The sequence below is a fragment of the Variovorax sp. Varisp85 genome, assembly GCF_047304045.1.
In the GTDB taxonomy this organism is placed as follows: Bacteria; Pseudomonadota; Gammaproteobacteria; order Burkholderiales; family Burkholderiaceae_C; genus Variovorax.
On the sequence record NZ_JBGLYN010000018.1, the window covers coordinates 1 to 13,591 of the forward strand.

A 13,591-nucleotide genomic window follows, 5' to 3' on the forward strand; every position below is an offset into this window, starting at 1 on the left:
CCCCCCCCCCCCCCCCCCCCCCCCCCCCGGGCCCCCCCCCCCCCCCCCCCCGCCAATCCGCTGTTCAAGCAGCTCGCGCAGGCCTCGGGCACCACGCCGAAGTGGAATTTCTACAAATACCTGATCGGCCGCGACGGCAAGGTCGTACAGGCGTGGTCGAGCATGACGGCGCCCGATGAGAACGGCTTCGTGAACGTCATCGAGAAGCAGCTCGGACCCAATTGACACCGACACGTCCGGTCGTGGTGAATTTGGCGACACAAACGTTTACCAAACGAGCGGGAACCGTGCAGCGGATGCCGCGCTCCTAAATCGCGTGGGCAGCGATTGCCCACCCGTTTTCATGTTGCGAGGTCTTCCGGGTGCTTGTCGTCCGGTCGAAATCCCGAGGCGATTCTTCTCCTCCTCCCTCCCTCCCTCCTTCGCGTCGGGGCGCCTCGCAGCATTTTTGTCTTCCAGCCGCAGACGTTGAAAAGGCGCCTCGCGGCGCCTTTTTTCAGGGTTTGGTGTCGATGAAGCTGGGCCGCAGCATCAGCTTGTCGTACAGCTTGGCCAGGTTGCCGTGCTCCCCCCGCCAGTCGATATCGGGAAAGCGCAGGTCCAGCCAGCCCAGCGTGCAGCCCACCGCGATGTCCGACAGGCTCAGATGGATGCCGCTGCAGAAAGGCTTGTCGCCCAGGCCCTTGGCCATCGCGGCAATGCCGCCCTCAACCTTGTTGCGCTGGCGCTCGATCCAGGCTGCGCTGCGTTCGCCGTCGCTGCGCCCGGCCCAGGTGGCTTCCAGGCGCCAGAGCACGCCGGCGTCCATGACGCCATCGGCCAGCGCCTCCCAGGTCTTGACCTCGGCGCGCTCCCGGCCTTGCTGGGGAATCAGCTTGCCGACCGGCGAGAGGGTGTCCAGGTATTCGACGATCACGCGGGAGTCGAACATCGCCTCGCCGCCTTCCATGATCAGGCAGGGAACCTTGCCGAGCGGGTTGGAATGGGAGATCGTGGTGTCGGAGGCCCAAACGTCCTCGAGCACGAACTGGTAATCGAGCCGCTTCTCCGCCAGCACCACGCGCACCTTGCGCACATAAGGGCTGGCGGCGGATCCGATCAGTTTCATGAAGACTCTCTCCCTGCTTAAATGACGTTTGTTGAGAGTCATTTTAGGTGAACGGGGAAACCGGAGCCCGAATCGGCCCCAATCTGTCGGGACCACCCCACGGACCGGCGGCCGCCTAAAATTCGGGCATGAGCTTTTCCACCGTCTCCGCCCTCTCCCCCCTTGACGGCCGCTATGCGGCCAAACTCGCGGCACTGCGCCCGCTGATGAGCGAACAGGGCTATATGCACCGCCGCGTGCAAGTCGAAGTGGCGTGGTTCATTGCGCTGTCCGACTGCGGCTTCGCCGAATTCAAGCCCCTCACGGGCGGCGCCCGCAAGTACCTGCTGGGCCTCGTGTCCCATTTTTCCGAAGCCGACGCACTGGCCATCAAGGAAATCGAGAAAACCACCAACCACGACGTGAAGGCGGTCGAATACTGGATCAAGTCCAAGTTCGAAGCCCGGCCCGAGCTGCTCGCGGCCGCCGAGTTCGTGCACTTCGCCTGCACCAGCGAGGACATCAACAACACCAGCCACGCCCTGCAGATCCAGGCCGCGCGCGACAAGGTGGTGCTGCCGGCCATCGACGGCCTGATCACCAAGCTGCGCGAAATGGCGCACCAGTTCGCCGGCGTGTCGATGCTCTCGCGCACGCACGGCCAGACCGCCAGCCCGACCACGGTCGGCAAGGAAATCGCCAACGTGACGGTGCGCCTGTCGAAGGCCCGCGCGCAGATCGCCGCGGTGCAGCTGCTGGGCAAGATGAACGGCGCGGTCGGCAACTACAACGCCCACCTGGCCGCCTGGCCTGACTTCGACTGGGAAGCCTTCAGCCGCAAGGTGATCGAAACGCCCGCGCCGCTGGGCCTGGGCCTGAACTTCCAGCCGTACAGCATCCAGATCGAGCCGCACGACTACATGGCCGAGCTGTTCGACGCCGTCGCGCGCATCAACACGATCCTGATCGACTTCTCGCGCGACATCTGGGGCTACGTGAGCCTGGGCTATTTCAAGCAGCGGCTCAAGAAGGGCGAGATCGGCTCCTCGACGATGCCGCACAAGGTCAACCCGATCGACTTCGAGAACGCCGAGGGCAACCTGGGCCTGGCCAACGCGGTGCTGCGCCACCTGAGCGAGAAGCTGCCGATCAGCCGCTGGCAGCGCGACCTGACCGACAGCACGGTGCTGCGCAACATCGGCGTGGCCTTCGGCTACGCCACGCTGGCCTACGCGAGCCTGGCCACCGGCCTGGGCAAGCTCGAACTGAACGAGGAAGCGCTGGCCGAAGACCTCGACGCCTCGTGGGAAGTGCTGGCCGAGCCGATCCAGACGGTGATGCGCCGCTTCGGCGTGCAGGGCGCCTACGAGCAGCTCAAGGAAGTGACGCGCGGCAAGACCGTGACGGCCGAGGCGCTGCACGGACTGATCCGCTCGCTCGCCATTCCGGAGGAGGAAAAGGCCCGCCTGCTGGCCATGACCCCCGCCAGCTACGTGGGCAAGGCGGCGGAACTCGCCAGTAGAATTTAGGCTTCCTGTATCGATGCACCAGCCGCCTGAAGGCGGCTGTTTTGCGTCGGTGGTTATCTTTTCCAGCCAACGCCCCCGCGGGGCGCCAGCCAACAACATTCTCCGAGGGGCCCGCCGCTCCTCTGTTGGTCATGCGCACCCCTCTGAGACGCCTCTGGCTCAAGGTTCATCGCTGGATCGGCCTCACGCTCGGTCCGATCCTCGCACTCACCGCCCTGCTCGGCGCCGTGCTGGTGATGGCGCTGCCGCTCGACCGCCAGGCGCATCCCGACTTCTTCATCGCCCGCTCGGCCGGTGATGCCACCACGGCCGCGCTGCCGCTGGAGCCCCTGCGCCAGCGCCTCGCGGCCGAGTTCGGCCCCGACGCCAACTTCACGCTGCGCCCACCGCGCAAGCCCACCGACACGCTGTGGGTGCTGGTGCGCGGCAAGTGGGAAGGCACGCTCTACCTCGACCCCGCCACCGGCGCCGAACAGGGGCGGCGCGGCACGCACGAGGGCGCCTACAACATCCTGTTCGAGTTGCACAGCAGCCTGCTGCTGGACGACACCGGCAAGGGCGTGCTCGCCTTCGCCGCGCTGGCCTACCTGTTCCTGCTGGTCACGGGCATCGTGCTGTGGTGGCCGGCGCGCTGGCCGCCGTCCCTGCGCATCGTGCTGAACCGCGGGCTGCTGCGCGGCTTGTTCGACCTGCACCGCACCGGCGGCGCGGTGCTCGGGCTGCTGATCGCGGTGTCGGTGGCCACGGGCGCGTACATGGCGTGGCGGCCGCTGGGCGATGCCATCTCCCGCGCGATGGGGCAGCAGCCGCTGAAGCCGCCGATGATCGCCAAGGGTGCGGCGGCCGGCCCGCGCCTGCCGCTGGACGAGCTCGTGGCCCGCGCCCGGCAGGTGTACCCGGGCCAGCCCATCGGCTTCATCCAGGTGCCCGCCAAGACCAGCCGGCCGATGCGGGTGCGCTTCCGCCTCTCGGACGACCCGCATCCGAACGGCATCGGCTCGGTGTGGCTGAACCCTGTGACGGGCGAGGTGCTGGCCGCGCGCAAGTGGCAGGACCTCGACGCGGGCAACGGCGCGGTGGCGGTGATCTACCCACTGCACACCGGCGAGCTCGGCGGCCCGCTGCACGAGACGCTCACGGCGCTGCTGGGCCTGGCGCTCGGCGGCCTGGGCCTGAGCGGCGTCTGGCTGTGGTGGCGCCGGCGCGCCGTGGCGAGCGCCGCCCGCGACAACGACGCGCTTGCCCGAGGCAGGACGGCGCCCTGAACGGCTCCACGCCGCGCGCGACCCACTTCTTCACCATCAAAAAAAACCGCAGGAGGAATCTCCCTTGTTGTTCACACGCAAACGCACAGCCATCGCGATGGCGCTGCTTCCCCTGAGCCTGCAGGGCTTCGCCGCCGAGGCCGAGCCCGCTGCCGCCGACGCCGCCAAGTCGCTGGAAACCGTCACCGTCACCGGCGACTGGCTCGGCAGCCCCAGCGAAACCAAGGTGCTCGAGCACCCCGGTGCCCGAAGCATCATCGAGCGCAAGCAGATCCAGGAAAGCGGCTCGTCCAACGTGCGCGACGTGCTGCGCCAGATGCCCGGCGTGCAGGTTCAGGAGAGCAACGGCACCGGCGGCAGCGACATCTCGCTCAACGTGGGTGTGCGCGGCCTGACCTCGCGGCTGTCGCCGCGCTCCACCGTGTTGCTCGACGGCGTGCCGCTGGCCTACGCGCCCTACGGCCAGCCGCAGCTGTCGCTGGCACCGCTGTCGCTGGGCAACCTGGAAGCGGTCGACGTGGTGCGCGGCGCGGGCTCGGTGCGCTACGGCCCCCAGAACGTGGGCGGCATCATCAATTTCGTGTCGCGCGCGATCCCGAAGCAGTTCTCGGGCGAGGTGAACGTGGGCGTGGAAAGCGCCGGGCACGGCGGCGGCACCAAGACCACGCCCAACCTCTTCATCGGCGGCACCAACGAGAACGGCCTGGGCCTGGCGCTGCTGTATTCGGGCACGCACGGCGACGGCTTCCGCCAGAGCAACGACCACACCAGCATCGACGACCTGATGCTCAAGGGCGCCTACCGCATCTCGAAGACCGACGACGTCGCCGTCACGCTGCACCACTTCGAGGGCAAGGGCCGCATGCCCGGCGGCCTGACGACGGCGCAGTTCGCGGCCAACCCCTTCCAGTCGGACCGCCCCTTCGACGAGTTCACCGGCCGCCGCACCGACGGCTCGGTGAAGTACACGCACAACGACGGCATCAACAAGTTCGAGATGCTGACCTACTACACGGACTCCTACCGCAGCAGCTTTCTCGAGCAGGAAGGCACCGGTGCGAGCAGCGGCCGGCGCCGCCTCACCTCGGCGCCGCGCAACTACAAGACCTTCGCGGTCGAACCCCGCTACTCGCGCCTGATCGATTCGGGCAGCGTGGTGCAGGAAGTCAGCGTCGGCTACCGCTACCTGAAGGAAGAGGCATCCGAAGTCGCGACGCGCAGCGCCTACTACCAGCCGCGCCCGGGCTTCGACGCCTTCGGCCTGGCTAACCCGGCCTACCAGACCAGCAAGGGGGGCACGACCGCGCACGCGTTCTACATCGACGACCGCATCGACTTCGGCAACTGGACGATCACGCCCGGCGTGCGCCACGAATCGATCCGCTCGTTCAACGATGTCTACAGCCTCACCAACGGCCGCGTCACCAACGCGATCCATCCGAAGATCGACTCGGACGAATGGCTGCCCACGCTGTCGGTGCTCCATCGCATGAGCGATCGCTGGTCGGTGTTCGCGAACGCGGGTGTCTCGTTCGGGCCGCAGCAGTACGCGCAGCTCGCGCAGTCGACCACCGGGCTGCATCCCGAGAAGGCCAAGACGTACGAGATCGGCACGCACTACAAGGGCGAGGCCTGGAGCGGCGAGCTCACGCTGTTCAACATCAACTTCGACAAGGAGCTGCTGCTGGCGCGCTCCATCACCGGCGACGTCGGCCAGTGGACCGACCTGGGCGCGACGCGCCACCGCGGGCTGGAGTCGGCGCTGCGCTACGACCTCGGCACGCTGAGCGACTCGCTCAAGGGGCTGTCGGTGTCGGGCACCTACACGTACACGCAGGCCATCTCGAAGGCCGGCGCCTTCGCCGGGCGCGATCTGCCCTTCTATTCGCGCCAGGTGGCGACGCTGGGCGCGCGCTACGAGCGCGGGCCGTGGACCTTCAACGCCGACATCTACGCGCAGTCGAAGCAGCGCTCGCCGGGTTCGCCGGACGACGGCGCAAGGTACGTCACGCTGGAAGACGCGACCGGCCGGCTGGGCGACATCCCCGGCTACGCCACGATGAACCTGCGCGCGGCCTACGACTTCGGCCCATCGATGAGCAACCTGAAGCTCGCGGTGGGCGTGAAGAACCTCTTCGACCGCCGCTACTTCAACCGCTCGGTGGACAACAACGGCGGCAAGTACGTGGGACAGCCGCGCACGGTCTACCTGCAGGCTTCGGTGGCGTTCTGACGCACGGCGGGTGCGCGATCGGGCCCAACTAATACACTCGCGCACCCATGGCCCTCAAATCCACCATCTTCAAGGCCACCCTCGCGGTGGCCGACATCGACCACGGCTACTACGCCGACCATGCGCTGACCCTGGCGCGCCACCCCAGCGAGACCGACGAACGCATGATGATCCGGCTCGTCGCGCTCGCGCTCAACGCGCACCAGCTGCAGGACGTGTGCAACGGCGACGGCACGCTGGCCTTCGGCGCCGGTTTGTCGAACGTCGACGAGCCCGACGTCTGGCTGCGCGACTTCACGGGCGAAGTGAAGATCTGGATCGAGGTCGGCCAGCCGGAGGACAAGCCCATCATCAAGGCCTGCGGCAAGGCGGACGAGGTGATCGTCTACTGCTTCAACCACGCGGCCGAGATCTGGTGGCGCGGCATCGAGAACAAGCTCACGCGGCCGCAGAACCTGAAGGTCTATCGCGTGCCGACGAATGCCTCGCAGGCGCTGGCCGCGCTGGCGCAGCGCAGCATGCAGCTGCAGGCGACGATCCAGGAAAACACGCTGACGCTGGGCGACGGGGTGAACAGCATCGACGTCGAGTTGCTCATGTGGAAGTAGGCCCGCGCGGCTAAGCCGCCGGCATCATCGCGCCGCACTGCCAGCACTGCTCGAAGCCGCCTTCGACCTGCTCGCCGCACGCGCACCGCCAGCTGCGCTGCGGGCGGTGCTGCAGTTCATGCAGCAGGCGCCTGGCCAGGTCGAACTGGGTTTCGTCGTCGATCCAGATCTCGGGCAGGCACTGGTCGGGCGGCAGCTGGCCCATCACCGCCCCGAGGAACTCGCGCTGCACGGTGGCGGCCACGCCCTCTTCGCGCAAGGCGTGCACCCACACGGCCGCGATCGCGAGGTTGGGGGCTTGCGCGAGGCGGCGCATGCTCAGGGCGCCCAGTTCTTCTCGTCGTCGGGGTCGAATTCGGGCTCGGCCGCGGATGGCGGCGGGGGCTCGGCCTCGCGTGCGCGTTCGGCATAGCGGTTGAAGCGCCAGGCGGAATCTTCCATCGTGATGCGGCGCCACGTGGCGCGCTTCTCGACGGGCGTCATGGCGGGCCAGTGCTGCACCTCGTCGAAGCTGCGGCCGCAGCCCTTGCATTCGTCGTCGCCCTGGCTGGTCGAGCAGATCGCGATGCAGGGCGTGTCGGGCGTGCTCTCGTACCAGGCCATCCACGCGGCCCAGGCCTTGGGCGGGAAACCGAGCTCGTCGACCTCGTCCTCGTGATGGAAGACCATGAGCGCGTAGACCTCGGCCAGCGCGCGCAATTCAGGGCCGAGCGTGACGCCGTCGGGCGACGGCGTCTTCTCTCGCCAGTGGTTGATGGCGGCCTCGATGTCGGTGATGTGTATGGCGGCCATGGGGCATGAAAAAGCAGCGGACGGCGATCATAGTCCGGCAATGTCCCGAAGCGGCGAAGGGACAAGATTGCTACCAAAACAAGAGCGCCGTCGCTAATGTTCATGCGCCTCTTGAAGCGGTTCTCTTTAAATCCCTGAAAACTTTCGATTGCGCCGCCGCGAACTTCGATGCTCTAATTCCCCCACGAAGGGGAGTAGCTCCCGACCGCTGTCCACCGCAGCGCGAATCGTCAGGTCGTCAATACGAAGCAAAACACTTCCGGCCTGTCGGACAACGTACGTGCACTCGCACGCAGCGCTGTCGAGCGAGACCTTCGATTTGAACCTGTGCAGGTTTGGTCGAAGCGTCGCCAGTCTCTGGAGCCCCCGGTGTCACCCGGCCTTCATTCCTCGCTTTCGACCTTCCCTGCATGGGATGAATCGAAACGCATCTGCATGCGCCTCCGTCGTCGCCTCTGAAGGGAGAGACAGGGGCGCGAAGACAAAAGAGGAATCTATGGAAATGTTCATGACCCCGGAGTTCTGGGTCGCGGTCGGTCAGATCATCATGATCGACATCCTGCTGGGCGGCGACAACGCCGTCGTCATCGCGCTGGCCTGCCGCAAGCTGCCGCCGGCCCAACGCACCAAGGGCATCCTGTGGGGTACCGCCGGCGCCATCGTGCTGCGCGTGGTCCTGATCTTCTTCGCGCTGACCCTGCTGGCCATTCCGTTCCTGAAGCTGGTGGGCGCGATCCTGCTGCTGTGGATCGGCGTGAAGCTGCTGGCCCCCGATCATGACGACGCACACGGCAACATCACCGGCAGCGACAAGCTCTGGGGCGCGGTCAAGACCGTGATCGTGGCCGACCTCGTGATGAGCGTGGACAACGTCATCGCCATTGCAGGTGCCGCCCAAGGTGCAGGCGACAGCCACCAGATGCCGCTCGTGATCTTCGGCCTGCTCGTGAGCATCCCGATCATCGTCTGGGGCAGCCAGCTGGTCATCAAGCTGATGGACCGCTTCCCGATGATCATCACGCTGGGCGGCATGCTGCTGGGCTGGATCGCCGGCACGATGGCCGTGTCCGACCCCGCGCTGGCGAACAGCGCCGCCTGGACCTGGGTGCCGAAGGTGCCGCAGACCGACGTGGTCAAGTACGCCGCCGGCGTGGCCGGTGCGCTGCTGGTGCTGGCGATCGGCAAGTGGGTGGCCGCGCGGCATGCCCGCAACAAGTCCGAAGAACAGGCAGTGACGGCCGGCTGAACGCCGGTGGTCGCTTCCCTGCCCCGAACTTCGTGTCCGAACCAGTCTCTGTCACTCTAACTACCTGAAGGAGCACCCATGGAAAAGGTCATTCTTTATGTCGACGACGTCACCTACGCCTGTGAGCAGTTCGCCGAACTTGCGCCGGACGCGAACAGCGTCGTGGCACGCCATTGGGTGCTGGTGGCCTGTGCGCCGCGCATGACGCATCGCATCAGCAAGTGGGTGAGCCACAGCGCGCGCGAGAACTGGCGCGCCAAGTGGTTCAGCAAGGTGCAGGCGCAGATGCTGCCGCTGCTGGAGCGCAATGGCGGCCAGGTGACGCCGGTGCTGGCCAAGGGCCCGCTGGCCGAACTGACGGCACAGCTCAAGCGCGAGCATTCGGCCGTCCACGTGGTCGATGCGCGCCGCCCGAAGATCGGCGTCGACCTGGAACCGGTGACGCCGGAGCAGACACCGGCCCATCAATCGGGTTGGGCCTTTCCCGGCGCCGTGATGGGCATGGGTGCATTGCTGGTGCTGGCGAACGAGCTGGCCGAGTAAGGCAGGACGAGACTCCCTCGACGAGCCCCGGTACGGCAACGCACCGGGGCTCGTTGTTTTGCAGGCCCTGGGGTATCCTGCCTGCCATATGCGCATCATCCTCAAATGGCTGCTCAGCGCCGTCGCGCTGCTGGCGGTGGCTTATCTCTACAGCGGCGTCCAGGTCGCCAGCTTCGGCTCCGCGCTGATCGCGGCCGCGGTGATCGGCCTGCTCAACATGGTCGTGCGGCCAGTGCTGGTGGTGCTGACGCTGCCAGTCACCGTCATCACGCTCGGGCTGTTCCTGTTCGTGATCAACGCGCTGCTTTTCTGGGCCGCGTCGGGGCTGCTCGGCGGCTTCCACGTCAACGGCTTCCTGGCCGCGCTGATCGGCTCGCTGCTGTATTCGCTGCTGGGGCTGCTGATCGAGGCCGCGCTGGGCGGGCTGGTACCCGGCAGGCGCTGAGCGGAGCCGCTACTTCAGCGGCGGCTCGGCCGCCTGCTCCTTCACCAACACTTCCACGGCCCGTGCGCGGGTGTCGACGATCGACGCCTCGTAGTGATCGACCACCTTGGACTGGCGGATGATTTCCTGGGCCGCCTTGAAGCGGTCGCGCGCGGCCGGGTAGTCGAGGATCGCCACGTTCGCCTCGGCATCGGCGCGCACCGCGCGCAGCGTGTCGTTCTGCGCGCCGTAGAGGGTGGCGAGCGCATGCCACGCCCCCGCATCGCGCGGGTTCGCGGCGACCCAGTCGCGCAGCACGGGAACCATCGGTGCGGGCTGTCGCATTGCCGCCGCGGCTTCGGCCGCGAGCAGCATCTCGGGCCGCTCCTTCGACCTGGCATCGAGCAGCGCGGCCGCCTTCGGCGCTGCGCCCGCGGCCAGCTCGATCTCCGCACCGAGCCAGCGCGCCTGCTTCGCCGCGGCGGGATCGTCCGCCGTGCGCGCGGCCAAACGCTCGGCCATCGCGCGGGCCGTCTTGTAGTCGCGCATTTCCCTGGCCGACAACGCCGCCGCGTACAGCGTGCCGGCCTGCTGGGCCGGTGAACTCTTCGCGAACTCGCCGCTGGAGGCGGATTCGACCCAGAGCCGGAGCACGTCGACGCCCGGACGCGTCAGCACGCGGGCGCGCGAGGCGATCATGGCGTGGTCCATCGCCAACGGCACCGGCGGCGCCGCGTCCATGCGGAACTGAAAGCGGCCCTGCATGTCGGAGATGCGCTCGGTGGTCAGCGGATGGCTGCGCAGGTAGGGGTACGAGCCGTTGTCGTTGAGGCGCGAGGCGTACTGCAGCTTCTCGAACATCGCGGCCGCGCCCTGCGGCGCGAAGCCGGCCTGTGTCATCACGCCGAAGCCGATGCGGTCGGCCTCGCGCTCCATGTCGCGCGAGAAGCTCAGCTGGTTTTGCGCAAAGAGCGCCTGGCTGCCCATCATCACGGCCTGGCCGGCATCGCCGTTGCGGCTCTTGCCGGCCGCGATCATCCCGAGGATCAGACCGGCGAGCATCAACGGCATCTGCTTGCCCTGCCGGGTCATGATGCGCGAGATATGGCGCTGCGTGACGTGCGAAAGCTCGTGCCCCAGCACCGTGGCCAGCTCGTCGCGGCTGCCGACCGCGGCGACGAGGCCGAGGTTGAGCCCCAGGTAGCCGCCGGGCAGCGCGAAGGCATTGATGTTGCGGTCGCGGCCCAGCAGGATCGTCCAGGCGAAGCGCTCGTCGAGCTCGGGCGTGAGCTCGCCGCGCGCGCGGGCCGCCGCCAGCAGGCGCTGCCAGATGTCCTGCACGTAGGCGGCGATCACCGGGTCGTCGATGTAGTCGGTGTCGCGGTACAGCTCGCGGGCGATCTGGTCGCCGAGGTGGCGTTCGGCGCTGGCGGTCATCTCGCCGCCGTCGCCGAGGCCGGGCAGCACCTGCATCTGCGCCAGGGCCGAAGTTGGCAACAGCACCTGTGAAGCTATCAGGAACGTAGCGCACAGCGACCGCAGGGCGGGCTTCAGCTGGCGTTTTCTGGGGTGTCGTGGAGTCAAGCGCGGCATTCCTCGTCTGTGGCTCGGGCTCGTATGATGCACCTCCAACCCGATCGTTCACACATGAGCTCTCTCACCCATTTTGACGCCCAGGGGCAGGCCCACATGGTCGACGTGGCCGCCAAGCCCGCCACCCACCGCGTGGCCGTGGCCACCGGCCGCATCGAGATGCAACCGGCGACGCTGGCGCTGATCGAGTCCGGAACGGCCAAGAAAGGCGACGTGCTCGGCATCGCACGCATCGCGGGCATCCAGGCGGCGAAGAAGACGAGCGACCTGATCCCGCTGTGCCATCCGCTGGCATTGACGCGCGTGGCGGTGGCGTTTGCGATCGCCGATGCGGGGGCGGCGCCTCAGGTGGCCTGCACGGCGACCGTCGAGACCGTCGGGCCGACGGGGGTGGAGATGGAAGCGCTGACGGCGGTGCAGGTGGCGCTATTGACAATCTATGACATGTGCAAGGCGGTGGATCGGGGGATGCGGATTACCGATGTGCACGTGCTGGAGAAGCATGGGGGAAAGTCGGGGAGCTGGGTGGCGGGTTAAGTCACCGGGCAAGTCCCCGATGTTCAAGGCGCCGGCGCATCGCCCGCAGGCTCCTCGAGCCAGCGATTGAACGCCGCGGGAAAGGCGATCCTGAAACGCTCGGCCTGGGCCCGCGCTTCGTCTTCGCGCCCAAGCAACTCGGCGCTTTCGATCAGCTTGGTGATGACGCGCGGCTCCGGTGAAAAGTGCAGCGTGCGTTCGGCGAGTGCGTGCATGTCGGCCGCGTTGGCGGGGGTCACCGTCGTGAGCGTCAGCTCGGCAAAATCCACCTGGCGGGCGAAGAGCCACGAGCCACGCAGCTTGGCGAGCGTGTCGTCCTCGTACGCCGGCAGGCGCTCGCTGCGCGGCATATAGATCTGGCTGATGCGGACGTAGTCCCAGCCTGCGTACACGACGATCGCCATGAGCGCTGCCGCAGCGAAGGCAGACACCCCCCGCACCTTCGGGAATCGGGCAGGCGTCCGGCCCGGCCAGAGCATGCCGAGACACAGGCCGAACACCAACTGGAACGGCCCGTACCAAAGCGGGTACTCGAGCAGGCTGTGCAGCACGACCATGGCCAGCACGCCCCAGGCCATCAGGCGCGCCGGATCGCGCTCGCGCCACGGCCTGGCGGCAAGCACCATCCAGACGAAGCCGCCGCAGATCAGCACGGCCGCGGGAATGCCGAGCTCGACGGCCAGATGCAGGGGCAGGTTGTGGGCGTTGTCCAGGATTTCGGAGAATCGCGGGCCCGGGTACAGCGTGCTGTAGTGGGCAAAGCTCAGTTCGCCCCAGCCCCAGCCCGTCCAGGGACGCTCGGCAATCAGCGCAAGCACGTTGTGCCAGAGGATCAGGCGGCTGTGGTCATCGGGCGCACCCTTCTCGAGGCGCTGCAGCATTCCTTCCACCCCGCCGCCAGCCACCAGGTGCGGCAGCACCCAGCAGATGGCGAAATAGAGCGGAATCGCGGCCAGCAGCACGGCCGGTGCCGGCAAGCTGAAAACACGGGGGCCGGCCGATGCAGGAACACTCCGGCGCTCCCTCCAGGCGATAACACTCGCGACGCCAATGATCGACAGCAGTTGCAGCAAACCCGTCCGGGAGGTTGATGCCGCCTGGGCTGCCAGCAACAGCAAGGCAGCAACTACAAACCCGCGCCGTTTGCGCGGCGAAGCCTGCACGGCGTAGAGCCACAGCGCCGCGACGAGCGCCATGCTGATCAGCGTGGCGAACTGGTTGCGCTGCCTCAGGTTGCCGTAGGCCTGGCCGAGCGGGGGCGAGGTGGTCCAGGGGCCCAAGGGCTCGGCGAGGCCGTAGTACTGGAGCAGGCCGAGGATGGCGCTGACGACACCCGCGGCCAGGATTCCCCACGCCAGGGCGCCAGAAGCGGCGGCTGCACTCGACATGCGTGCCCCCACCAGCGCCGCCATCGCGATGACCGCCATCGCGGCGCAGGCCGGGACCCAATAGCCCGGCACGTCGCCACGGAAAAGCGCGATGCAAACAGCGCAGAGCACCAGCCAGCACAGCACGCCGCCGCCCGGCATCTTTTCCCTCGCGTCCCCCAGGAGCAGCAAGAAGGCAACGCAGGCCCACGCGCAAAGCAGCTGCCAGACATTGACGGACGGACCGGCCACCCATGGAAACAAAAAAGGAAGGGCGATCAGTGCCGCGCTGAGGGAGGGCATCGGCGGAATTGTGCAACGTCGAGGCGCACGCACCTCTGACAGTCTCGCAACAAATATTTCCGAG

The 13,591-nt window shown here is 67.4% G+C and carries 13 protein-coding genes and 1 pseudogene; 9 read left to right on the forward strand and 5 right to left on the reverse strand.

Translation table 11 applies throughout. From position 1 onward, the window contains the following. Positions 1–225: pseudogene (locus ACCC97_RS09755) on the forward strand (hypothetical protein); the annotation flags it as partial. A 271-nt stretch (positions 226–496) separates the two neighbouring features. On the opposite strand, the gene ACCC97_RS09760 reads toward ACCC97_RS09755, so the two are convergent. Then, positions 497–1,108 carry a glutathione S-transferase N-terminal domain-containing protein gene (locus tag ACCC97_RS09760; protein ID WP_007828789.1) on the reverse strand — a complete coding sequence of 204 codons (612 nt, stop codon included), beginning with the start codon at positions 1,106–1,108 and terminating at the stop codon, positions 497–499. A 128-nt stretch (positions 1,109–1,236) separates the two neighbouring features. Here ACCC97_RS09760 and purB point away from each other — a divergent pair, with 128 nt between their 5' ends. From purB to ACCC97_RS09780, 4 genes are all read left to right on the forward strand, one after another. Beyond that, positions 1,237–2,616 (forward strand): adenylosuccinate lyase, encoded by a 1,380-nt coding sequence (gene purB, locus ACCC97_RS09765; protein WP_007828788.1) that lies wholly within the window; start codon positions 1,237–1,239, stop codon positions 2,614–2,616. 131 nt (positions 2,617–2,747) lie between these two features. Then, on the forward strand, positions 2,748–3,881 hold the full coding sequence (locus tag ACCC97_RS09770) for a PepSY-associated TM helix domain-containing protein (RefSeq protein WP_413332522.1): 1,134 nt from the start codon (positions 2,748–2,750) through the stop codon (positions 3,879–3,881). A gap of 97 nt (positions 3,882–3,978) precedes the next feature. After that, complete coding sequence (locus tag ACCC97_RS09775) at positions 3,979–6,114, forward strand: TonB-dependent receptor family protein (RefSeq protein ID WP_413332612.1); 2,136 nt, start codon at positions 3,979–3,981, stop codon at positions 6,112–6,114. 47 nt (positions 6,115–6,161) lie between these two features. Then, positions 6,162–6,722: a YaeQ family protein gene (locus ACCC97_RS09780; RefSeq protein WP_413332524.1), complete on the forward strand. Its 561-nt coding sequence runs from the start codon at positions 6,162–6,164 to the stop codon at positions 6,720–6,722. Between the two features lie 10 nt (positions 6,723–6,732). Here ACCC97_RS09780 and ACCC97_RS09785 read toward each other — a convergent pair whose 3' ends face one another. Together ACCC97_RS09785 and ACCC97_RS09790 are read right to left on the reverse strand one after the other, a co-directional pair. Beyond that, on the reverse strand, positions 6,733–7,038 hold the full coding sequence (locus ACCC97_RS09785; RefSeq protein WP_007828783.1) for a putative signal transducing protein: 306 nt from the start codon (positions 7,036–7,038) through the stop codon (positions 6,733–6,735). A gap of 2 nt (positions 7,039–7,040) precedes the next feature. Beyond that, positions 7,041–7,514, reverse strand: coding sequence for a DUF3717 domain-containing protein (locus ACCC97_RS09790; RefSeq protein WP_007828781.1), 474 nt, complete (start codon positions 7,512–7,514; stop codon positions 7,041–7,043). Positions 7,515–8,010: 496 nt separating this feature from the next. Here ACCC97_RS09790 and ACCC97_RS09795 point away from each other — a divergent pair, with 496 nt between their 5' ends. The 3 genes from ACCC97_RS09795 to ACCC97_RS09805 all read left to right on the forward strand — a co-directional run bounded on the left by ACCC97_RS09795 (position 8,011) and on the right by ACCC97_RS09805 (position 9,748). After that, a complete protein-coding gene (locus tag ACCC97_RS09795; RefSeq protein ID WP_042672689.1) occupies positions 8,011–8,760 on the forward strand; it encodes a TerC family protein in 750 nt (249 codons plus the stop codon). 78 nt (positions 8,761–8,838) lie between these two features. After that, positions 8,839–9,303, forward strand: a complete 465-nt coding sequence (locus ACCC97_RS09800) for a hypothetical protein (RefSeq protein WP_007828775.1) — start codon at positions 8,839–8,841, stop codon at positions 9,301–9,303. Positions 9,304–9,391: 88 nt separating this feature from the next. Beyond that, positions 9,392–9,748 carry a phage holin family protein gene (locus tag ACCC97_RS09805; protein ID WP_007828766.1) on the forward strand — a complete coding sequence of 119 codons (357 nt, stop codon included), beginning with the start codon at positions 9,392–9,394 and terminating at the stop codon, positions 9,746–9,748. Positions 9,749–9,757: 9 nt separating this feature from the next. Here ACCC97_RS09805 and ACCC97_RS09810 read toward each other — a convergent pair whose 3' ends face one another. Further along, positions 9,758–11,320 carry a M48 family metalloprotease gene (locus ACCC97_RS09810; protein WP_413314229.1) on the reverse strand — a complete coding sequence of 521 codons (1,563 nt, stop codon included), beginning with the start codon at positions 11,318–11,320 and terminating at the stop codon, positions 9,758–9,760. A gap of 54 nt (positions 11,321–11,374) precedes the next feature. On the opposite strand from ACCC97_RS09810, the gene moaC reads away from it, so the two are divergent. Further along, entirely contained in the window at positions 11,375–11,857 is a 483-nt protein-coding gene (moaC, locus tag ACCC97_RS09815) for a cyclic pyranopterin monophosphate synthase MoaC (protein WP_007828763.1), read from the forward strand. Positions 11,858–11,880: 23 nt separating this feature from the next. Here the strand turns inward: moaC and ACCC97_RS09820 are convergent, their stop codons facing one another. Continuing rightward, a complete protein-coding gene (locus ACCC97_RS09820) occupies positions 11,881–13,527 on the reverse strand; it encodes a PglL family O-oligosaccharyltransferase (protein ID WP_413332527.1) in 1,647 nt (548 codons plus the stop codon). Positions 13,528–13,591: the final 64 nt, after the last annotated feature.

What these genes read in the sequence shown, in the direction of transcription:
- ACCC97_RS09760 (WP_007828789.1), bottom strand. Translation starts at nt 1,108, where the DNA reads ATGAAACTGATCGGATCCGCCGCCAGCCCTTATGTGCGCAAGGTGCGC.
- purB (WP_007828788.1), top strand. Translation starts at nt 1,237, where the DNA reads ATGAGCTTTTCCACCGTCTCCGCCCTCTCCCCCCTTGACGGCCGCTAT.
- ACCC97_RS09770 (WP_413332522.1), top strand. Translation starts at nt 2,748, where the DNA reads ATGCGCACCCCTCTGAGACGCCTCTGGCTCAAGGTTCATCGCTGGATC.
- ACCC97_RS09775 (WP_413332612.1), top strand. Translation starts at nt 3,979, where the DNA reads ATGGCGCTGCTTCCCCTGAGCCTGCAGGGCTTCGCCGCCGAGGCCGAG.
- ACCC97_RS09780 (WP_413332524.1), top strand. Translation starts at nt 6,162, where the DNA reads ATGGCCCTCAAATCCACCATCTTCAAGGCCACCCTCGCGGTGGCCGAC.
- ACCC97_RS09785 (WP_007828783.1), bottom strand. Translation starts at nt 7,038, where the DNA reads ATGCGCCGCCTCGCGCAAGCCCCCAACCTCGCGATCGCGGCCGTGTGG.
- ACCC97_RS09790 (WP_007828781.1), bottom strand. Translation starts at nt 7,514, where the DNA reads ATGGCCGCCATACACATCACCGACATCGAGGCCGCCATCAACCACTGG.
- ACCC97_RS09795 (WP_042672689.1), top strand. Translation starts at nt 8,011, where the DNA reads ATGGAAATGTTCATGACCCCGGAGTTCTGGGTCGCGGTCGGTCAGATC.
- ACCC97_RS09800 (WP_007828775.1), top strand. Translation starts at nt 8,839, where the DNA reads ATGGAAAAGGTCATTCTTTATGTCGACGACGTCACCTACGCCTGTGAG.
- ACCC97_RS09805 (WP_007828766.1), top strand. Translation starts at nt 9,392, where the DNA reads ATGCGCATCATCCTCAAATGGCTGCTCAGCGCCGTCGCGCTGCTGGCG.
- ACCC97_RS09810 (WP_413314229.1), bottom strand. Translation starts at nt 11,320, where the DNA reads ATGCCGCGCTTGACTCCACGACACCCCAGAAAACGCCAGCTGAAGCCC.
- moaC (WP_007828763.1), top strand. Translation starts at nt 11,375, where the DNA reads ATGAGCTCTCTCACCCATTTTGACGCCCAGGGGCAGGCCCACATGGTC.
- ACCC97_RS09820 (WP_413332527.1), bottom strand. Translation starts at nt 13,527, where the DNA reads ATGCCCTCCCTCAGCGCGGCACTGATCGCCCTTCCTTTTTTGTTTCCA.